Source organism: Bradyrhizobium sp. USDA 4473 (assembly GCF_054063335.1).
On record NZ_JBSSGE010000001.1, the window covers coordinates 3,853,068 to 3,873,024 of the forward strand.

The following is a 19,957-nucleotide window of genomic DNA, read 5'->3' on the forward strand; positions in this document are numbered from 1 at the left end:
ACCAATCGACGAAGCCGAGCTTGACGATCAGGTGCCCGCCAGCTGATCGGCCACGGATGGCTCAGCTCTTTTCACCCGCCGCCGATGCGTGGATGCGGCTGTTCCTTGTCGGAAGTCTTTCGCTGATGGCCGGTGGCACGGTTGGCATCATTGGCTTTGCGCGGTCGTCCTACATGACCTCGACCGGCGTCCGCCCACGTCAGCCGGTGCCGTTCAGTCATCGCCACCACGCGGGCGAACTCGGGATCGATTGCCGCTACTGCCACAGCAATGTCGAGAGCGGCCCCCAGGCCGGTTTGCCACCGACGGAAACCTGCATGACCTGCCATTCGCAGATCTGGACCAACGCCCCCATGCTGGAACCGGTCCGGCAAAGCCTTGCCCGCCACACACCGATCCAATGGACGCGCGTCGCCAAGCTTCCGGACTACGTCTATTTCCGCCATGACATCCACATCGCCAAAGGCGTTGGATGCGCAGACTGTCACGGCCGAATCGATCAAATGGCGCTGACTTATCGCGCCAAGCCATTCACCATGGAGTTTTGCCTGGATTGTCATCGCGACCCGGCACCGAAGCTGCGGCCGCCGGAGCACATCACCGATATGGCATGGGTGCCGCCGACGGATGCTCGCGCCAAGGGCGAGACCATCGCGGCGCACGAAAAGATCCGCTTCGGCGAACTTACCCACTGCACGGTGTGTCACCGATGACGCGCAACGCCCGCCAATACCACAACCAGCCCATCGCGCCGGACGGTGGGCGGCGCCAGTGGTCGGGCATCGAGGAACTCTCTCACGATCCCGCGTTCCAGGCCTTCGTCGATGCCGAATATCCAGCCGCTCGGACATTCTCGCCGACCGCGCGGCGCGAGTTCCTCAAGCTGATGGGCGCATCCTTCGCGCTCGCCGGGCTCGCGGGCTGCGAGAAGAGTCCGTTCGTGGCGGCGCTACCCTATGTCGATCAACCCGACGACGCGACGATCGGAGTGCCGCGTCGCTACGCCACCGCTGTCGTCCTTGACGGCTATGCGCAGCCGGTGATCGCCACGACCTATTCGGGCCGGCCGACCAAGCTGGACGGCAATCCCGACCACCCCGTGACTGGCGGGCGAAGCGACATCTTCATGCAGAGCGCAGTGCTTGGGCTCTACGATCCCGACCGCGCCCAGGCTCCGACACGCCGCGGCGAACCGGTGAGCTGGAACGACGTGGTTGCGGCGGTCGGTGTCCTGCGCGAGGGGTTCAGCAAGGACGGAGGCGAGGGGCTGCGACTGCTGGCCGGTCCGATTACCTCGCCGACCCTGTTGCGACAGCTCGATGAATTGATGAAGCAATTTCCCAAGGCACGGCTTCATCTCCATGCTCCCGTCGCGACATCTCCCCAGCGATCGCTCGCCAACGCCGCTTATGGAAAGCCGTTAGACCTCCACTACGTGCTGGAACAATGCGACGTCATCGTTAGCCTCGACGATGATGTCCTCGGCCCCGGCCTCGACCAGGTGCGCAATGCGCGGGGCTGGGCAGCATCGCGGCATCGCTTTGGCGATCGTCCCGGCAATCGATTGCTCATGGCAGAAAGCGTGCCTTCGGCGACTGGCGCCATTGCTGCTGCCCGGCTGATCGCCGACGCCTCGCGTATGCCCGTTCTCGCGGAAGCGTTGGCGCACGCGCTTGGCGTTTCGGGCGCCGCCGCGGGCGAGATCACGGAACGTGAGCGCGACTGGATCAAGCGCGCGGCTGATGCCTGCGGCAATGCGCGCGGCAAATCCTTGATCGTCGCCGGCCCGGTCGCAGGACAGGCGGCAGCCATCTGGGTGGCAAGGATCAATGATGCTCTCGGCAATGCCGGGCAGACTCTGAAGTTCACAGAGCCGATTGCTGGTCCGGCGGACGCCGGGACGCTCACGGAGCTTGTCTCCGACATCGACGCTGGAAAAGTCCATTCGCTGATCGTGATCGATTGCAATGCGGCCTACAGTGCGCCCGGCGAGCTCAAGGCGGCGGAGGCGCTTCAGCGCGTCAGAACCTCGCTGCATCTCGGCTTGCAGCGCGATGAAACTGGCACGCTCTGCGAATGGCAACTGCCGATGGCGCATGCGCTGGAGAGCTGGAGCGACGCGCGTGCGGTCGATGGGACGACGACCATCATCCAGCCGGTGATCGCACCGTTCTACGACGTGAGAACCATCCACCAGATCATCGCGATGCTGCTCGGCGAGATCGATCCAGCTTCTGATGCCGCCGTCCGTGAAACCTGGCGGGCCAGATTCGGCGACACGTATTCGACGCGCTGGAAGCAGGCGCTGCATAATGGTTTCGTGCAGGGCGCAGCGTCCTTTGTGGACGCACGGCCGGCAAGTGGAACTGTTACCGCGCCCTTGCCGCATGGTGAAATCGATATCGTTTTCCGGCCTGATCCGACCATTTGGGATGGCCAGTATGCCAATATCGGCTGGCTGCAGGAGCTGCCGAAGCCGCTCACGACGGTTACCTGGAGCAATATTGTCGCGATCGCTCCCGATCTGGCGAGGCGCATCCCGGTCGCCAATGGCGATCACGTGGAGGTGCGAATTGGCGAGCGCAGTGTCACCGGTCCGGTCTGGATCATGCCGGGCCAGGCTGGCAATACGGTCGCGCTCTATCTCGGCTACGGCCGCACCCGGGCCGGGCGGGTTGGCGACGGTCTTGGTTACGATGCCTACCGGTTGCGGCCGGCGGATCAACTGTGGCTCGCCAGGGGCAGCTTGCGGAAGGTCGATGGGACCGAGACGCTCGCGGTGACGCAGCTGCACCACCGCATGGAAGGTTTCGATCTCGTTCGCGAAGTGGGCCCCGGCGAAGCAGTGAAGTCGTCGTCGTCCGAGCAGGCAAGCTTCTATCCGCAATGGGCGTCCTCGGAGAACGCATGGGGCATGGTGATCGATCTCGACGCCTGCATCGGCTGCAATGCCTGCGTGGCAGCCTGCACGGCTGAGAACAACGTGCCCGTCGTGGGGGCCGAGCAGGTCAAGGTTGGCCGCGAGATGCATTGGTTGCGGATCGCCCGGTACTATGACGGCAGCATCGATGAGCCAAAAAGCTATTTTCAGCCGGTGCCATGCATGCATTGCGAGGCCGCGCCCTGCGAGATGGGATGCCCGGTGCATGCGACCACGCACAGTCCGGAAGGGCTCAACCAGATGGTCTACAATCGTTGCATCGGCACAAGGACCTGTTCGAGCTATTGCCCCTACAAGGTGAGACGCTTCAACTTCTTCGACTACCGGGCGCCGGCGGATTCCCCGACTCAGGCCGCGCACAACCCCGAGGTGACGGTGCGCTCGCGCGGCGTGATGGAGAAGTGCACGTATTGCGTCCAGCGCATCGAGGCGGCCCATGTCACGGCCGATAGGGAGAGCCGTTCACTGCGCGACGGCGAGGTCGTGACCGCATGTCAGCAAGCCTGTCCGACCAAGGCGATCGTGTTCGGCGACATCAACGATCCCAATTCCGAGGTGGCGCGGCTGAAGCGCGATGGTCGGCACTATGCCCTGCTCGAAGAACTCGGTACCCGTCCCCGCACCACATATCTGGCGCGTTGGCGCGAGGACGGCTCTGGGAGCGGGCAGGGATGAGCGATCGTTCCGACATCCTGCCAAGGCGCCAGAGCATGGGGGGCATCGCCGACCAGCTCACTGGCATTCCGCTGCATTTTCCGGCGGAACGCCGCTGGGTGATCGCGATGGCGTTGGCGAGCGCTCTGCTGTTGCTGCTGGTGATCTCGGTGACCGAGCTGTTCACGCGTGGCGTCGGGATCTGGGGCATCAACATTCCTGTCAACTGGGCGTTTGCGATCCACAATTACGTCTGGTGGCTCGGCATCGGTCATGCCGGCACGCTGATCTCGGCGCTGCTGCTGCTGACCGGCAGCGAGTGGCGCAACTCGCTGAACCGCTTCGCGGAGACCATGACGCTGTTCGCGGTTGTCTGCGCCGGTATCTACCCGATCCTGCACCTTGGTCGACCCTGGTACGTCTACTGGATGTTTCCCTATCCCGCGACGATGGGGGTCTGGCCGCAGTTCCGCAGCCCGCTGGAATGGGACATCTGGGCGGTGCTGACCTATCTGACGGTCTCTCTGCTGTTCTGGTACACCGGGCTGATCCCGGACCTTGCCGCCGCGCGCGACCGCGCGACCAAACGGGGCTGGCAGATCTTCTTCGGCATCACGTCGCTCGGTTGGCGTGGCTCTGCCGTACATTGGCTGCGCTGGTCGCAGGCTTATCGGGTAACCGCGGCGCTCGCCGTGCCGCTGGTTGTGTCCGTTCACAGCGAGGTGTCGCTGCTGTTCGCAGCCGGGCAGATCCCGGGATGGCACTCGACGATCTTCCCGCCGTATTTCGTGCTGGGTGCCGCGTTCTCCGGCTTTGCAGTGGTCGCAATCATCGCTGTCGCGCTGCGCTCCTGGTTCGGGCTGCAAAACTTGGTCACCGACGATCATCTTGATGTGCTCGGCAAGGTCCTGCTCGCGACCGGGCTGATGACCGGTTACGGCTACGTGTTCGAGGTGTTCGATGCGCTCTACTCGGGCGAGGCGCACGAGATGCGGACGCTGCTGGACCGCGTCGCCGGTGTCTACGCCTGGACCTATTGGGGCGCCGTGCTGTTCAACTTCGTCCCACTGCAAGCGTTGTGGTGGAGCGGCGTGCGGCGCTCCGGTTGGGCGCTGCTCCTAATCTCGATCTCGGTTGCGGTCGGGATGTGGCTCGAGCGGGACATGATCCTGGTCACGAGCCTCTATCGCGACTTCCTGGTGTCGTCGTGGAGCAAGTTCACGCCGACCTTCTGGGACTGGTCGACTTATTTTGGCACGATCGGTCTGTTCTTGGTGCCGTTCCTGATCGCCGTGCGGCTGATCCCGATGATCTCGGTCTTCGAGACCAAGGAGCTCCTCCACGAGGAAAAGGCGGAGGCGCATCATGGCTGAGCGCGCCTACGGAATGCTCGGAGAGTTCGAGAGCCCGGAAGCGCTATTGACCGCCGCACGGCACGCGCGCGCCGCCGGCTATCGCAAGCTCGATGCATTTACGCCGTTTCCCGTCGAGGGCCTGGCGCGCATCCTGAATATCCCGCATCCCTGGATCTCCGTGGTCGGCCTGGTCGGCGCCTTTGCAGGAGCGGGCACCGCGCTCTTGATGCAGATTTTCGTCAGCTATGACTATCCCCTGAATGTCGGGGGCCGACCGATCTACGCGTTGTCGGCATTCGCCGTGGTCACATTCGAGCTGACTATCCTGTTCTCAGCACTTGCGATGGTGGTCGCCATGCTCTGCTGGAACGGCCTGCCGCGGCTCAACTATCCAGTCTTCTCGGCGTCGCGCTTCCACCTCGCCAGCAAGGACCGCTTCTTCCTTTGTATCAAGGGTGAGGACCCAATGTTCGACGACCGGGCGACTGCAGCGTTCCTGACCGGCGTAGGCGCGGCGTCGGTGGAGCGCGTGCCGCCATGATCAGGTCGGTGTTCACCGTCACGCTCGCCTTTGCCCTCGCGGCCTGCGACCAGAATATGGATGTGCAGCCGAAATACAGCGAGTATTCCCGGGCGCCACTGTTTCGTGGCAGCGTATTGCGTCCTGCTCCAGCCAACACCGTGGCGCGCGACGATCCGGAGCGGGAGAGGGCGGCGACGACCAAACCCGCACTATCGGCCGAACTGCTGGACCGGGGCCGGCAGCGATTTGCGATCTTCTGCTTGCCGTGCCACGGCGCGGGCGGCGACGGCGATGGCATCATCGTTCGTCGCGGGATGCCGCACCCGACCAGCTACCACGTCGACCGGTTGGTGGCGGCGGACGATCAGCACTTCTTCGACGTGATCACCAACGGCTATGGCGCGATGTACTCCTACGCCGCGCGCGTGCCAGCCCAGGACCGCTGGGCCATCGTGGCCTATCTCCGCGCCCTGCAGCTGAGCCGCCGTACTTCGATCGAAGACGTTCCGCCGGACGCGCGCGCCAAGCTCACGGGGCAGCCATGAGCATGCGCCGCGATATCAGGTCGATCGTTCTCGTCGTTACGGGATTGCCCCTGGTGACCGGCTTTATTCTCGATGGCCGTTCCACCGCATCGGCGTATCTCGTGGCGTGGGTGACGTGGGGTGCGGTTCCGATCGGAGCTCTGGCACTGTGGATGACCAGCTATCTGGTTCGTCGCGCCTGGACCGAAGCGCTGCACGCGCAATTTGTCGCCGCAGCGGGGTTGCTGCCAGTCATTGCCTTGGCGTCGGTGCCGGTCCTGCCTTTCATGAAGCAGATTTATCCGGCAATGGTCGATCCGAGCGGTTTGCCATCATTCAAGGCGCACTATCTTGCACCCTGGTTCCTCATATTGCGCGGCGCGATCTATTTTGGGCTCTGGATCGGGCTTGCGGTTTGGCTCCGCCGGGCATGGCGCGACGACGTCGCCATGGTGCGTGCGGCGTCGACCGGATTGGTCGTCTACGCCTTGACCGTATCGCTCGCCGGCATCGATTGGATGGAATCGCTCGAGCCGGAGTTTCATTCCTCGGTCTACGGCCTTCTTTATCTCAGCTTCACGCTGCTCAGCAGCTTTGCGTTTGTGCTCGGCGTCAGTCTGCTCGCGGGACGCCCGACGGGACGCAGCGCCGGCTATAGCGGACTGCTGCTCTCGCTGATCCTGCTGTGGGGTTACCTTCATGCCATGCAGTACATCGTGATCTGGTCGGGCAACATCCCGGACGAGGTGTCGTGGTATCAGGCCCGATCGGAGCAGGGCTGGCAATATCTGCTTGCTGCTGTGGCCTTCGGCCAGTTCGTGCTACCGTTCTTCGGCCTGCTGAGCGCGAGGGTTCGCTCCGATCCCCGCGCTCTGATGATGCTCTGCGGGTTGACCCTGCTGATGCGCTGCTGCGAAGCCACCATTCTAATTCTGCCGGCGATCCACGATATCGCGCCGCTGATGACGGCGCTGATGCTGCTCGCCGCGGTGCTCTTCATTGGAACGCTGCTCTGGCTGGCTTTCGACCGGGCGCTGGCCAATGAGGGTCGCCTCTTCAGCCCGGCTTGGGTGAGGCGCCACCCCGCCTGATCAGAAGGGCTACCAGCACCATGAGCGCGGCCATCGTGATCGTCACTGCGCCAGTCAGCATTCGCTGGATTGCCAGGGTATAGATGCCGGTTGCTGGATCGAAGCCGTAGCAGAGCAGGTGGGCCTGATCCGACCAGCTACCGACGTGGCCGCGGCCGGCCTCGACCAGCGCTAGTCGCAGAGTTCCGGGATCGATCGCGAGGCCGGACAGCGCGCGCGAGATGCGGCCCTCGGGCGTAACCACGAACGCGGCAACTGGGTGGGCGAATTGATCGCGTTCGCTATCATAACTCGTCCGAATATGGAAAGCTGCCAAGAGCTCGTTCACGCCGGCAGGAGTTCCTCGCAAGAATGTCGCATGGTCCGCGACCGCTCCGCGGGTGGTGATTTGCTCGGCTTTCATGGCTTGGGCGTCCGCGATCGTGTCCTTTGGGTCGAGGCCGAACACCACGAGCCGAAAATCGGCACCCGCCCGCAGTCCGGTATCGGCCAGCGCGTTAGATACAATCGACAGGAGCGGTCCGCAAAGCGTCGAGCAGGTGTAATCGGCGCTGACCCAAACGGTCGGCATCGCCTGCAACCATGCCCTAAGAGGCTTGGTGTAGTTCAGCTCATTCGTGAGCCCCATGTCGAGCGGCAATTGCTCGCCCGGTTTCGAGGAGACGCCCACCTGCTCCAACTGAGTTTCGTTGAGCGTGGCATGCGCGCTAGGCGCGAGGCTCGCGAGGGCAACGAACACTCCTGCGCAAATCCAGAGAACTGACGGTGTGGCTGGCCGACCGCGCATTGTGGTGAACCGCTCTCTCCCGTAAGAGAAGCACGGATAGCCGAGATGGTTCCAGTGACACGCGCTTATATGCCTGGGACTCACGTATCCCGTTGCTACACCGACTGCGCGGATCTCATCCGCGCAGTCGGCGAGGCCGGCTTACTTGTGCTGGTTCTGTTGCGAGAACTGCGAGCTGTCCAGGCCAAGGTTGGCGACGGTCTGCCGGTCTAGCTGTCCAGTCGCTTGGCGCTGCTTGCTCTGCTGGAATTGCTTCACAGCATTTTCGGTTTCGTGGCCCCAACGGCCGTCGGTCCGGCCAGCCTTGAAGCCGTCCTTGTCGAGCGCCTGCTGAATCTGCCGAATCTCGCCCCGCGAAAGGCTGTCAGGCGAAATCATCTGGTCATTTTGGGCCGCTTGCCGCTGACCATTCTGCTGACTCGACTGGTTCTGAGCGTTCTCGCCGCTCTGGCGTTGCTGTCCGTTTTGGTTCTGCTGCATCTGCTTGCTTTGCTGTGGCTGCTGATTGTCGGATGCAGCGAAGGCGCCCGGAGCGCCCAAGACGGTGGTCGCGAGGAGCGCGACAGCGAACTTCTTCATGATGCTTCCTCTTCTTGAACACGACGTTTGCCCTTGCCGTTCAACGCGTGCAGAACGGGCGTGTTGCTGGAACACGGGCCAGGGCGAGATGAAAAAATCGTAACGTCCGAGGATCGGCGAAGGTCGCGCGCCGGCTTCGGAAACAGGAACAAACGAAGCGCGAGGAAGCTTGGTCCGAAGCAGAGGCCGCCGCTGTTCAAGAACGCGCAAATTTGAGGCTGTCATGCAGGCTCCAGATCGGCCCCTTGCTCACGATAAATCGGAACGTTGTCTCATTCAGATGCTGGCGTGCGCCGTCGCGGGGCTGGCTGGCGGCATTGCCGGCGTTGCGCTGGCGCGCCGATCGCGGCCGGCCGGGCGCGAGCCCAATCGACACACGCAGTTGGCGCAGCTCGATGGGACACCGGCGCGCCGCTACTATACCGGTTTCAACCCGCAACGCGCCGTCGCCATCTCCGATCTGCGCGCGATGAGCCATAAGCGGCTGCCGCGCTTTGCGCTCGAATATCTGGAAGGTGGGGCGCAGGATGAAGCCGCGATGGACGGCGAGCAGCGCGCCTTCGCCAATTGGCGCTTGATGCCTCGTACCCTGGTCGATGTCTCGCAGCGGACGCTTGCGACAGAGATCGGCGGTCGCTCAGCGGCGATGCCGCTGGTGGTCTCACCCACCGGGCTCAACGGCATCTTTCGCTCCCATGGGGATTGCATGCTGGCCCAGGCCGCGGCGCGTGCCGGCGTTCCGTTCGTGCAAAGCACGATGTCGAATGACACGATGGAAGAGGTGGCCCGCGCCGCGCCGGGCGTACGCCACTGGTGGCAGCTCTATGTTTTTGGCGGAGATGAAATCTGGCAGGAGCTGCTGCAGCGTGCCGACCAGGTGGGCTGCGAAGCGCTGGTGCTGACGACTAATGCGCAGATTTTTGGCGACCGCGAGTGGCAGCGCCGCAACCAGGTCGGAAAAGCGCGGCTGTCGTCGTCCGCGGCCCTCGAAAGTCTTGCGCACCCGCTGTGGCTCGCGCGGAACCCGCTGTCGCACGGGATTCCTAGCTTCGCCAACATCATCGACTTCGTGCCCAAAGACCAGCGCAGCTTCTTCGCGGCTTCCAACTGGGTGCGCGCCCATCAGCCGGCGTCGTTGAGCTGGGATACTGTCGCGAAGATACGGAGGCGCTGGAAGAAGCCGTTCATCCTCAAGGGACTGCTCTGTCTCGAGGACGTGCGCCGTGCGTGCGACAGTGGCGTGGATGGGATCGTGCTGAGCAGTCATGGCGGCCGGCAACTGGACTGGACGATTTCACCGCTCGATCTGCTACCGCTTGCGCGGGATGTCGTCGGGCACAAGATCGCACTTTACATGTCGGGTGGAGTGCGGAGAGGAACCGACCTGCTCAAGGCCTGCGCGTTAGGCGCCGACGCCGTTTGGGTCGGGCGCGCTCCTCTGTATGGCCTCTGTGCCGCTGGAACCTCAGGTGCTTTGCGTGCATTCGAAATCCTCCAATCGGAGGCGTTGGATGCAATGGGGCTGCTCGGTGCGAGTCGAATTGACGAACTCGGGCCGCATCTGCTGGCATATAGGGGACGGGTCACCTAAGACCGCCTTCACTGGCGAATGGTCAAGCTCGTGACCGGCTTCTACCACCGGTGCCGGGCCGGGAGCGCTCGACGCGAACGTGGACGGGCCAGCAGACCCGCCACCAAGAGCGCGGCGCCGCCTGCGACGACCGGAACGATCCGGGCGATCGTTCCTCGTATCAGAATCGCGTGATCTCGTGACTCGTCGCCAAAGCTGCCGCGGGTGCGATGCAGGTCACGGACGGGTTCCAACAGGTTGTCCTTTCGGTAGGGAACCACGGGAAATTTGGTCTGCTGCCCGTCGACCGTCGCATGTGCGAGATAGTGATCGAAAAGCGCTGGCGCCAGCATATTTGCAAGGATGACCACCAGCGTGCTGACGCCAATCCAATATTCCCGCGACGGGCGCAGAGCCGCGCGATAGAGCGCGTCTGCGATGACGTGCGGCTGGACGACCGGCGGGACCGGGCGGGGCTGATGCGCCATATGGGTGCGAGCCCAATCGAACTGCGGCGTGTTGACGGCCGGCAGCTCCACGATCGTGACATTGATGTGCGACCGCGCGTGGATGAGTTCGGCACGCAGCGAATTCGTGAAGCCGCGGATGGCATGCTTGGCGCCACTGTAGGCGGCTTGCAGCGGAATCCCCCGAAACGCCAGGGCGGAGCCGACCTGAACGATCGTGCCACGATTGCGCGGGCGCATGTGGCGCAAGGCGGCCATCGTGCCGTGGACGACACCAAGATAGGTGACATCGGTAACGCGCTGGAACTCGGCCGGCGTCACCTCCCACACCGGCGAGAAGACGGTGACCATCGCATCGTTGATCCAGATATCGATGGACCCGAAATGCTGCGCAATGGCATCAGCTGCCGCGAAGACCTGGTCGGCATCCGCAACGTCGGCCGACGCCACGAAGCCGCGGCCGCCCAGGCTCTCGATCTCTTCCTTCACGCCGTTCAGGGCAGCTTCGTCGCGGGCAATCAGACCGATCCTCGCGCCGGCGCGGGCGAATCGGTGCGCGGCAGCTCTTCCGACGCCTGCCGATGCGCCCGTTATCACGACTGTGCGATTTCGAAGCGCGCGCGACATCGGAATCATCACGCCTCCGGCCGGATGAGGGCGAGGCCGCTTTCCGGATCCTTTCGCTTGCGTAAGTGAGCGGGGCTTTCCGTAACGATGACTTCGAGCGTCGGCCGCACGTGCGCTTCACCGAGGTGTCCGACCATCGCGCTGCCGTCGTTCTTGCCGAGTACGACGTGAATGTGAAGTTCCGCCTCGCCGGACGGCCCCTCGGCGACGTCTCCGATCATGGAGGCGACTTCAACTTGTTCCGAGACCGGAATCCGCAAGTACTCCTTCTTGCTCCAGTCGAAGTACAGCAGGACGGCATCGCGGAAGGCACCGATGGCCGTGATTTGGGCCGCGCGCACCTTCTCGGCGGCAGCAAAACGTTTGAGCGACGCCATCACCTCCTCGTCGGTATCGAGGATAACCGCATAGGTCTTCTGTCCGCTGCTTTCATGCAAAAGCCTGTGTCGCATGTGCCGTCCTCCCGTTGCGAAGCCAACAGCGCACGGCAAGGAAGGGTTCCAGAAGCTCGGTGCCACTGCAGTTCACCGGAGGTCGCTAGGAACGCTCCTCGCCGCATTCTGTTTTCCGATCAGCGGGCGACTAGGAATGGAAGAAACCATGGCATCTCCGACTGCATCAGACGTGCTGGTCGAAACGCTGCTCGACTGGGGCGTGGACACCGTCTTTGGCATCCCCGGCGACGGTATCAATGGAATCATCGAAGCGCTGCGGACGCGTCAGGGCCAGATCAAGTTCGTTCAGGTGCGCCATGAGGAGGCGGCAGCATTCAATGCCTGCGCTTACGCGAAGTGGACCGGCCGTCTCGGCGTGTGCCTCGCAACGTCCGGCCCCGGCGGCATTCATCTCCTCAACGGTCTCTATGACGCCAAGCTCGATGGGCAGCCGGTACTTGCGATCACCGGACTGCAATTCCACGATCTGCTCCACACATTCACCCAGCAAGACGTGGAACTCGACAAGCTTTACATGGATGTCTGTGTCTACAACAGCCGCGTCATGGGGCCACAGCATGTCGAGAACGTGATGGAGCTGGCCTGTCGATCTGCGCTCGCCTATCGCGGTGTCGCGCATGTGACGGTCCCGGTCGACATGCAGTCTCAGCCCGTGAAGACCGCTAGAAAGTCGGAGCGCAATATCCCCCGTCATGTTTCCGACTTGATGGTCCATTCCGCACAGGCGCCGAGTGACGAGCAACTCGGCCGTGCCGCCGACATTCTCAACGCCGGCAAGAAGACGGCCATTCTCGCCGGCCGCGGCGCGCTTGACGCACGCAATGAGGTGTTGGCCGTGGCGGAGCGCCTCGGGGCGCCGGTGATCAAGCCGCTGCTGGGCAAAGGCGTAATCCCGGACGACAGTCCATTCTCGGCAGGAGGTATCGGTCTGCTCGGCACCAAGCCGGCACAGGAGGCGATTGAGGCCTGCGACACGCTGCTGATCGCCGGCAGCACGTTTCCCTATATTGAGTACTATCCCAAGCCCGGACAGGCGCAGGCGGTCCAAATCGAGCTTGATCCGAAGCGGATCGGTTTACGGTATCCCGTCGCAGCAGGTCTCGTCGGCGACACCGCCAAGTCCCTCCAGGCGCTGCTGCGCCGGCTGAACTATCGGGACGACCGCTCGTTCCTGGAGGAAGTCCAGAGTGGAATGAAGGAATGGACCCAGCTGATGACCGAGCGGGGCACCAGGGAAGACAAACCCATGAAGCCTGAGGTCGTCGCGCATGAGCTCAACAAGCTGCTGTCCGACGATGCGATCGTGACAACCGACTCCGGAACGATCACGACCTGGATCGCACGTCAGCTCGTAATACGTGGAAACATGATGTTCTCGTGCTCCGGCAATCTCGCGACCATGGCCTGCGGTTTGCCTTATGCGATTGCCGCCGCGGTCGCTCATCCGGGGCGGCAGGTTGTGGCCTTCGTCGGCGATGGCGGCCTCACCATGCTATTGGGCGAGCTCGCAACCTGCATGAAATATGGCCTCGATGTGAAGATCGTCGTGATCAAGAACAATACGCTCGGCCAGATCAAATGGGAGCAGATGGTGTTTCTGGGCAATCCGGAATACGTCTGCGATCTGCAACCTATCGACTTTGTTGCCGTGGCGCGCGGCTTCGGGCTCAATGCGTTTGGCGTCGACGACCCGAAGCGTTGTGGCGAAGTGTTGCATCAGGCCCTGAATACCCGTGGCCCAGTGCTGGTCGAAGCCACCGTCGATCCGCACGAGCCGCCGATGCCGCCCAAGGCGAGCATGAGCCAGCTCAAGAACCTCGCCGAATCGCTGGTTCGAGGCACCCCGGCAGGCGGGAAGATCGCCCTGACGGTGGCGTCCGACGTGGTCCGCGAGATCATCTGACCCGAACGCCGGCGACGAATACCGTACGCGTTCTGGTGCCCATGGCGGGGGATCCGGGGGCCATCGTGGCGATCGGCCGCCTAGTCAAATCTGCAACGCGCCTCGCCCTGTCGACGCGGGCGTGGCCTTGGCCGATGGCTATCTCGGTCGGGCCACGCGTTTCTGAGCACAGGAGGCTCGATGAGCCACACTCTGGAAATCGACCATCGCAAAGCGCGGGGCTCACAGCGGCGCATCGAGCGAACGCCGAGCGGCCGGATCACCAGCGAGGAAGTGGCGCCTCGCCCCCCAGGTCAATATGGGGACCTCGGCCGCGAACTCGCCGGTACAGTCGATGGAGAGGTGCGGTTCGATGCCGGCAGCCGAGCGCTTTATGCCACGGACGCATCGAACTATCGGCAGGTGCCGATCGGCGTGGTGATCCCGCGTTCGGCGGCGGCCGTCACCACAACTCTCGAGATTTGTCGCAAGTTCGACGCCCCGATCGTCATGCGCGGCGGTGGGACAAGTCTCGCCGGGCAGGGTTGCAACTTTGCAGTCCTGATCGACTGTTCGAAATACCTCAACCGCGTGATCTCAATCGATGAGGTTTCGCGGATTGCCGAGGTCGAGCCCGGGTGTATTCTCGATAATCTGCGCGCGACAGCCGAACGCCATCAACTCACTTTCGGACCCGATCCCGCAACGCACGACCACAACACGATCGGCGGCATGATCGGCAACAATTCGTGCGGCGTGCACTCGGTGATAGCGGGCCGGACCTCGGACAATGTCCATTCGCTGGATATCCTCACCTATGACGGCGTTCGCCTCGAGGTCGGCCCGACCAGCGAGGAGCAATTCCGCCAGCATCTCGCCGCAGGCGGACGCCGAGCAGAGATATTCCGGCAATTGGATGCATTTCGTGGCCGTTACCGCGATCTCATTCTGGCGAAGTATCCCAGAATTCCGCGCCGCGTGTCAGGATACGAAAATCTGGATGAGCTGATGCCGGAGCGCGGGTTCAACGTCGCGCGAGCGCTTGTCGGAACCGAGGGCACCTGTGCAATCGTCTTGCGCGCCGGGCTCAACCTGATGCCCAGCCCGGGATACCGTGTACTTGTCATCGTCGGCTTCGAGGACATCTATCTCGCGGCGGATGCCGTGACCGATATGTTGCCCTACAACCCGATCGGGCTGGAGGGGATCGACCGCTTGCTGGTCGAGTTCGTCCAGCGGAAGCATCTTCATCCTGAGAATGTGAAGGCGCTGCCGTCAGGAGGCGGCTGGCTGATCGCGGAGTTCGGGGCCGACACGCGCGACGAAGCAACGGCGAAGGCCAATCCGCTGGCCGAGGAATTTCGGCGACGCGGGCACGCTACGAAGCTGGTAGCCGATCACAAGGAGCAGGCCAAGATCTGGGAAGTGCGGGAGGCGGCGCTGGCGGCGACCGCCCATGTGCCGAACTTTCCGGAATCGCATCCTGGCTGGGAGGATAGCGCCGTCCGGCGTGAAGACCTCGGCCGATATTTGCGCGAGCTCAAGACGCTCTTCCACAAGCACGGCTACGAAGCATCGGTTTATGGACATTTCGGCGATGGCCTCATCCATTGCCGCGTGCCGTTCGACCTGCGCACCGAGGCTGGCCTTGCCAACTGGCAGCGATTCCTCGACGAAGCCGCCGATCTCGTCGTTCGCTACGGAGGTTCGCTGTCTGGCGAGCACGGCGATGGCCAGGCTCGCGCTAGTTTGCTGGAGAAGATGTACGGGCCGGAACTGATGCAGGCGTTCCGGGAATTCAAGGCTATCTGGGATCCGTCGGGCAGGATGAATCCGGGCAAGGTGATTGATCCGTTCCCGCCGACCTCGAATTTGCGGATCGGGCCGAACTATCAGCCGCCCGATGTGTCCACCTACTTCTCCTACAGGGACGACCACAACAGCTTTGCGAAGGCGACGCGCCGATGCGTCGGCGTCGGGGCTTGCCGGCGCCGCGACAGCAACAAGAGCGTGATGTGTCCGAGCTACATGGCAACTAACGAGGAGAAACACTCGACACGAGGTCGCGCACGGCTGCTGTTCGAGATGCTGCATGGCGGACCTATCGACGACCTGTGGCGCAGCTCGGAGGTGGAGGAGGCGCTGGATCTTTGCCTTGGCTGCAAGGGCTGCAAGAGGGACTGCCCAGTGCAGGTCGATATGGCGACCTACAAGGCCGAATTCCGCGCGCATCACTACAAGGGGCGTATGCGTCCGCGCGCCGCCTATTCCATGGGGTTGATCCATCAATGGTCGCGGCTGGCAAGCACCATGCCTTGGTTGGTCAACACGGTGCTACAATCGCCAGGTCTATCAGCAGCGGCCAAATGGGCCGGAGGAATTTCGCCGCGACGCAGGATTCCAAGCTATGCTCGCCAATCCTTCGTCCAATGGTTTCAAGCCCGCGGTGAGCGAACCGGCAGCAACAGGGTCATGCTGTGGCCGGACACGTTCAACAATTATTTCAGGCCGCAAACCGCGATAGCGGCGACGCAGGTTCTGGAAGCGCTCGGATTCACAGTGACGATTCCGGACAAGATTCTGTGTTGCGGGCGGCCGCTCTACGATTGGGGTATGCTCGATCGTGCCAAGACGCTTTGGGAACGCACATTTGCGTCACTCGCGGCGGCTACGAGGGCAGGTATGCCGATCGTTGGCCTTGAACCGGCGTGCGTTAGCGCATTCCGTGATGAATTGCCGAACCTCTTTCCAGGCCACGAGCACGCCGGACGGCTGTCGCGGCAGATGCTATACTTCACCGAGTTCCTGGATCGCCACGTCTCGGGCGAGCAACTCGGCCGAATGTCAGGCGCGGCGCTGGTGCAGCTTCACTGCCATCATCACGCGGTGCTCACGCCGTCGGCAGAACGACACGTTCTCGATCACCTTGGATTGGATTATCAGATCATGAAGTCAGGATGCTGCGGAATGGCGGGAGCATTCGGATTCGAACGCGACAAGTACGACCTATCCGTCACTGCGGCCGAACGTGCCCTTTTGCCAAGGATCAGGAATGCGCCAAGTGGCACCTCAATTCTGGCCAACGGGTTCAGCTGCCGAGAGCAGATCGAGCAATGCACTGGCCGGAAGACGATGCACGTCGCGGAACTGTTGGCGAACTCGACTGGCGTATCCAGGCCGGTAGCATAATGTCGTCGGAGGTAGGATCCGGACTGAAACCATCCGAGCCGGAAATCCCTCGCGGTTCGATGTGGTGCCGATTCACACGTGCCGCCGTTCCTATCGTCGGCCTGCTCGCTGGACCCGCTTCATACTTGAATGCGTCCGGACGCAATGAGGCTCATGCTTTGCCGGTCCGCTCGAGGTTGTCGTCGCAACTCCAGCGAGAGTGCTGACGCTCCTGCTTCCAACTGGAGCGCGTGATGTGAAAACCCGACGAAGAGTCAAGCAGATCACCATTCGTCGACAAGGATTTCGCTCTCGTTCGGCGGGCTTGAGGATACCGAGCGCGAAACGGTGATACAGAGAATATGCTCTGCTGAACCCGCAGTGAGGGTTGATCGCATGCCGACGTTATCTTTGGCGCGCTGCATTTCTCTGGCTAAGTTATCACTAAGCGCTTGCAGCCGGCTTTCGAGTGCCACGGCTCTCCATCGTCTGTCGATCAACTCGGCTCGTAGCTGCCTGTTTCGGGCCAACACCGCTGCAGCAAGTTCGAGCAGCGGATTCCGGGATGGTAGGCGCAATTTTGGCCTGCAGACGATTTTGCGCGGCTGCCTCTTGTTTTTCAGGTGCTTGAGATAGCGGCCCACGACCGAGGCTTCGGTTCTGCCCAGAAGCCGGGCCACGCGGATCCATGTCAGCCCGTTTTCGCGCAGTTCGAGCAGTCGCCGCTCTTCTTCCGTTGACCAGTGCTTCGGCATGGTTTGTCCGCCCTTTGAAAGCGGCCGACCGTGTCGGTTCGCTGCGCGTTCTATAGCGATCCGCGCGCGCCAATTGCACCGGGAAGGTACGGGAATATCGCCTCGTCGCGGGAATGGCTGCATGCGGCCAATGCGCGCAGCGAAACGGCCTCAACACTTCTGGGGGCCGGAGGCCAGTGCTGAGGCCGTTGCCTGAACATCCGGGTTGAGGTGTTGGATACAGGCAACCTTGATTGATGCTGACCCAGAGAGTTCCCGCATTAGCATATGTGAATGAAAGTAGGACGGCGGAGGCGTTCCAGAGACTCGAATTCCAATCGCTGCCGCGGATAGGGGCTAACCGGCCGTGCTCAGCCAAGCGACCTCGCTTCGTCGCTATGCGATCCTCGCGGGCCGCCGATCACGTCAGAAATCTCGGCGAGGTTCCCCAGCGCCATGGACGATTGCCCGCCGCGCCATCGTTCTCGCGAGCCATCTGCTCATTCCCTTGTTTGTTTTCCGATTGGCGCTCTCATTTGATAACCGTCGAAATGCATAATATGTTGAACGAACACAATTTTTTTATCTTTTGCTGCGAGCTGCCATAAGCTGATGCATGGCGATCCGTGCCTCTTTTACGCGAGGTAGTCGACCGCGCTTTGTTCTGTAGCACATAACCCTGCCGGGGGGACGGGCCCAGTGCAGCGTTCGGGCGGCGGCCCAAGCATAGGGTTGCCCATCAAGCTCCCCTCGGACCTGCGTCAGAACGTTGCTGTGCTTCGGCAAAGCGTATCGTCGAGTAGGTGCGAATGGCAAATTCACCGACCATTCCTGTTGGTTGTGAGTGCATGCACGCCCGTCAGCGCGGAGCAGAACTCGAAACCTCGTCGCCGTGTGGCTGCGGGATCGAATCATGGAGCGACGCGAATGACAGTTGCAGCCACTGTAGGGCAATGATCGTTGGACCGCTTTGGATTTCGTTTCGCTTCATCAGTTGAATGGCTTGCCCGATCGGGCAGCGGACGACCTCAATGTCTTCGCCTTCGTACGATGCACCCGCCCGAACAGGCGCTGCACCGGCATCGATGTGAGCCAAGAAGAGCGTCATGACTTCGTCAGCTAGAGCTGGCGCCGGCAGGAAGTCGAATAGCCGCAGCATCGACAACGGCGTGAGCCCGATCTCTTCGATGCACTCGCGTCGTGCTGCCGACTCGAGCATCTCGTCGGGATCAACCCGACCAGCCACGATCTCGATCATCTCGCTGCGTCGGGTGGCGAGATGACCGCCGATCCGAAATTGACGGGTCAGAACGACTTCATCGCGCTCAAGGTCGAGCGCCAGCACGCCAACGACGCGACCGGAACGGAGTACGTCGCGTTCGAGCGGAAAGCCGGCTTCGGCGCTTCGCCGGTCTGCAATGGCAAATCGATGATAGTCGCGATAGCCGCGACCGATCAGCTGTGGAGAAGATACAGTGATCGATCGCGGTTCGCGGTCGCCGATCCAGACCGTCTCTGGCAGTGTCATTGATGACCGGCCAGGGTCAGTTGCGCCCGCCTGCGCCGTGCAGAGTTCGCCGACGGACGCGCGCTCACCAGCGCGGGAGAAGGTGTCGCCATGCGGAGCGAGAAGTAGGCGATCGTCGCCTGTAACCCCTCCTGCAATGTGACGCGTGGACGCCAGCCAAGCAATCGCTCGGCGGTTTCGATGACGGGCTGCCGGCGCTTGGGATCGTCTTCCGGGAGCGATTCGAACCGCAGCGGCGAGGCCGACTGGGTACATGCAAGAACCGTTCGCGCGATGGCCTCGATGGTGATCTCCTGAGGATTGCCGAGGTTGCAAGGCCCTGTCACCGTTGACGGACTCTGCATCAGCATTTCGAGTCCCCTGACGAGATCGTCGATGAAGCAGAAGCTTCTCGTCTGGCGACCCTCCCCGTAGATCGTGATCGGTTCGCCGCGCAGCGCCTGGACGATGAAATTCGAGACAACGCGTCCGTCATTCTCGAGCATGCGTGGTCCATAGGTGTTGAAGATGCGTGCGACCTTCACATCTACACCATAGGTCCGTTGGTAGTCGAACATCAGCGTCTCCGCCGCGCGTTTCCCTTCGTCGTAGCAAGGCGCGGGGGCCGATCATGTTGACATGACCGACATAGCTTTCCGGTTGCGGATGCACCTCAGGGTCGCCATAGACTTCGCTGGTCGAAGCCTGCAGGATGCGCGCGGTCTTCTGTCGAGCCAACTCGAGTACATTCATGGTGCCGATGACGCATGTCTTCATGGTGCCGATCGGATCCCGCTGATAATGCCGTGGCGAGGCCGGGCAGGCCAGGCTGTAGATCTGGTCGACTTCCCCGGGAATGCTCAAGGCTTCGCGGACATCATGCTGGATGAAGTCGAACTTGGGATGATTCAGAAGCGGCTTGATGTTGTCGAGCGTTCCGGTGAAAAGATTGTCGACGCAGATCACGCGGTTTCCGCGCCGCAAGAGTGCGTCGCAAAGATGCGATCCGATAAAGCCGGCGCCACCCGTGATCAGCACGGTGCGTGAAGGCGGCACGCCCGGGATGTGTGCTTGGTACGTCAATTGATCCTCC

General features: G+C 62.4%; 15 protein-coding genes and 1 pseudogene. 9 read left to right on the forward strand and 7 right to left on the reverse strand.

Features of this window, described 5'->3' with window-relative positions; all coding sequences use genetic code 11:
* Positions 1 to 56: 56 nt before the first annotated feature.
* The 6 genes from ACVW17_RS17885 to ACVW17_RS17910 are packed head-to-tail and all read left to right on the forward strand — an operon-like array spanning position 57 to position 7,088.
* The gene (locus ACVW17_RS17885) at positions 57 to 713 is read left to right on the forward strand and encodes a cytochrome c3 family protein (RefSeq protein WP_456797736.1); all 657 of its coding nucleotides are present in this window, start codon (positions 57 to 59) and stop codon (positions 711 to 713) included.
* The gene (locus tag ACVW17_RS17890) at positions 710 to 3,616 is read left to right on the forward strand and encodes a TAT-variant-translocated molybdopterin oxidoreductase (RefSeq protein ID WP_456753104.1); all 2,907 of its coding nucleotides are present in this window, start codon (positions 710 to 712) and stop codon (positions 3,614 to 3,616) included. Before ACVW17_RS17885 ends, ACVW17_RS17890 begins: the two co-directional genes overlap by 4 nt.
* Positions 3,613 to 4,968, forward strand: coding sequence for an NrfD/PsrC family molybdoenzyme membrane anchor subunit (gene nrfD, locus ACVW17_RS17895; protein ID WP_456753105.1), 1,356 nt, complete (start codon positions 3,613 to 3,615; stop codon positions 4,966 to 4,968). Before ACVW17_RS17890 ends, nrfD begins: the two co-directional genes overlap by 4 nt.
* Positions 4,961 to 5,491, forward strand: a complete 531-nt coding sequence (locus tag ACVW17_RS17900; protein WP_456753106.1) for a DUF3341 domain-containing protein — start codon at positions 4,961 to 4,963, stop codon at positions 5,489 to 5,491. The genes nrfD and ACVW17_RS17900 overlap by 8 nt, the downstream gene beginning before the upstream one ends.
* Positions 5,488 to 6,018 carry a c-type cytochrome gene (locus ACVW17_RS17905; protein ID WP_456753107.1) on the forward strand — a complete coding sequence of 177 codons (531 nt, stop codon included), beginning with the start codon at positions 5,488 to 5,490 and terminating at the stop codon, positions 6,016 to 6,018. The genes ACVW17_RS17900 and ACVW17_RS17905 overlap by 4 nt, the downstream gene beginning before the upstream one ends.
* Positions 6,015 to 7,088 carry a hypothetical protein gene (locus ACVW17_RS17910; RefSeq protein WP_456753108.1) on the forward strand — a complete coding sequence of 358 codons (1,074 nt, stop codon included), beginning with the start codon at positions 6,015 to 6,017 and terminating at the stop codon, positions 7,086 to 7,088. The genes ACVW17_RS17905 and ACVW17_RS17910 overlap by 4 nt, the downstream gene beginning before the upstream one ends.
* Here ACVW17_RS17910 and ACVW17_RS17915 read toward each other — a convergent pair.
* On the reverse strand, positions 7,054 to 7,827 hold the full coding sequence (locus ACVW17_RS17915; protein ID WP_456753109.1) for an SCO family protein: 774 nt from the start codon (positions 7,825 to 7,827) through the stop codon (positions 7,054 to 7,056). The two genes, ACVW17_RS17910 and ACVW17_RS17915, sit on opposite strands and share 35 nt — an antisense overlap.
* A 189-nt stretch (positions 7,828 to 8,016) precedes the next feature.
* Complete coding sequence (locus ACVW17_RS17920; RefSeq protein ID WP_456797737.1) at positions 8,017 to 8,454, reverse strand: peptidoglycan-binding domain-containing protein; 438 nt, start codon at positions 8,452 to 8,454, stop codon at positions 8,017 to 8,019.
* Between the two features lie 223 nt (positions 8,455 to 8,677).
* Between ACVW17_RS17920 and ACVW17_RS17925 the strand changes: the two genes are divergently transcribed.
* Positions 8,678 to 10,045, forward strand: a complete 1,368-nt coding sequence (locus ACVW17_RS17925; protein ID WP_456797738.1) for an alpha-hydroxy acid oxidase — start codon at positions 8,678 to 8,680, stop codon at positions 10,043 to 10,045.
* A gap of 41 nt (positions 10,046 to 10,086) precedes the next feature.
* Here the strand turns inward: ACVW17_RS17925 and ACVW17_RS17930 are convergent, their stop codons facing one another.
* Together ACVW17_RS17930 and ACVW17_RS17935 are read right to left on the reverse strand one after the other, a co-directional pair.
* On the reverse strand, positions 10,087 to 11,127 hold the full coding sequence (locus ACVW17_RS17930) for an SDR family oxidoreductase (RefSeq protein WP_456753112.1): 1,041 nt from the start codon (positions 11,125 to 11,127) through the stop codon (positions 10,087 to 10,089).
* On the reverse strand, positions 11,127 to 11,570 hold the full coding sequence (locus ACVW17_RS17935; RefSeq protein ID WP_456753113.1) for a PPC domain-containing DNA-binding protein: 444 nt from the start codon (positions 11,568 to 11,570) through the stop codon (positions 11,127 to 11,129). Before ACVW17_RS17935 ends, ACVW17_RS17930 begins: the two co-directional genes overlap by 1 nt.
* A 136-nt stretch (positions 11,571 to 11,706) precedes the next feature.
* Here ACVW17_RS17935 and ACVW17_RS17940 point away from each other — a divergent pair, with 136 nt between their 5' ends.
* Positions 11,707 to 13,476 carry a thiamine pyrophosphate-dependent enzyme gene (locus ACVW17_RS17940; RefSeq protein WP_456753114.1) on the forward strand — a complete coding sequence of 590 codons (1,770 nt, stop codon included), beginning with the start codon at positions 11,707 to 11,709 and terminating at the stop codon, positions 13,474 to 13,476.
* A gap of 180 nt (positions 13,477 to 13,656) precedes the next feature.
* Complete coding sequence (locus tag ACVW17_RS17945) at positions 13,657 to 16,644, forward strand: FAD-binding and (Fe-S)-binding domain-containing protein (protein WP_456797739.1); 2,988 nt, start codon at positions 13,657 to 13,659, stop codon at positions 16,642 to 16,644.
* A gap of 263 nt (positions 16,645 to 16,907) precedes the next feature.
* Here ACVW17_RS17945 and ACVW17_RS17950 read toward each other — a convergent pair whose 3' ends face one another.
* The 3 genes and pseudogenes from ACVW17_RS17950 to ACVW17_RS17960 all read right to left on the reverse strand — a co-directional run bounded on the left by ACVW17_RS17950 (position 16,908) and on the right by ACVW17_RS17960 (position 19,947).
* A complete protein-coding gene (locus ACVW17_RS17950) occupies positions 16,908 to 17,378 on the reverse strand; it encodes a hypothetical protein (RefSeq protein ID WP_456753116.1) in 471 nt (156 codons plus the stop codon).
* Between the two features lie 838 nt (positions 17,379 to 18,216).
* Positions 18,217 to 18,885 carry an NUDIX domain-containing protein gene (locus tag ACVW17_RS17955; protein WP_456797740.1) on the reverse strand — a complete coding sequence of 223 codons (669 nt, stop codon included), beginning with the start codon at positions 18,883 to 18,885 and terminating at the stop codon, positions 18,217 to 18,219.
* A pseudogene (locus ACVW17_RS17960) lies at positions 18,882 to 19,947 on the reverse strand (UDP-glucuronic acid decarboxylase family protein). Before ACVW17_RS17960 ends, ACVW17_RS17955 begins: the two are co-directional and overlap by 4 nt.
* Positions 19,948 to 19,957 lie beyond the last annotated feature (10 nt).

Coding starts and splice junctions, on each gene's coding strand:
- ACVW17_RS17885 (WP_456797736.1), top strand. CDS start 57: ATGGCTCAGCTCTTTTCACCCGCCGCCGATGCGTGGATGCGGCTGTTC.
- ACVW17_RS17890 (WP_456753104.1), top strand. CDS start 710: ATGACGCGCAACGCCCGCCAATACCACAACCAGCCCATCGCGCCGGAC.
- nrfD (WP_456753105.1), top strand. CDS start 3,613: ATGAGCGATCGTTCCGACATCCTGCCAAGGCGCCAGAGCATGGGGGGC.
- ACVW17_RS17900 (WP_456753106.1), top strand. CDS start 4,961: ATGGCTGAGCGCGCCTACGGAATGCTCGGAGAGTTCGAGAGCCCGGAA.
- ACVW17_RS17905 (WP_456753107.1), top strand. CDS start 5,488: ATGATCAGGTCGGTGTTCACCGTCACGCTCGCCTTTGCCCTCGCGGCC.
- ACVW17_RS17910 (WP_456753108.1), top strand. CDS start 6,015: ATGAGCATGCGCCGCGATATCAGGTCGATCGTTCTCGTCGTTACGGGA.
- ACVW17_RS17920 (WP_456797737.1), bottom strand. CDS start 8,454: ATGAAGAAGTTCGCTGTCGCGCTCCTCGCGACCACCGTCTTGGGCGCT.
- ACVW17_RS17925 (WP_456797738.1), top strand. CDS start 8,678: ATGCAGGCTCCAGATCGGCCCCTTGCTCACGATAAATCGGAACGTTGT.
- ACVW17_RS17930 (WP_456753112.1), bottom strand. CDS start 11,127: ATGATTCCGATGTCGCGCGCGCTTCGAAATCGCACAGTCGTGATAACG.
- ACVW17_RS17935 (WP_456753113.1), bottom strand. CDS start 11,570: ATGCGACACAGGCTTTTGCATGAAAGCAGCGGACAGAAGACCTATGCG.
- ACVW17_RS17940 (WP_456753114.1), top strand. CDS start 11,707: ATGGAAGAAACCATGGCATCTCCGACTGCATCAGACGTGCTGGTCGAA.
- ACVW17_RS17945 (WP_456797739.1), top strand. CDS start 13,657: ATGAGCCACACTCTGGAAATCGACCATCGCAAAGCGCGGGGCTCACAG.
- ACVW17_RS17950 (WP_456753116.1), bottom strand. CDS start 17,378: ATGCCGAAGCACTGGTCAACGGAAGAAGAGCGGCGACTGCTCGAACTG.
- ACVW17_RS17955 (WP_456797740.1), bottom strand. CDS start 18,885: ATGACACTGCCAGAGACGGTCTGGATCGGCGACCGCGAACCGCGATCG.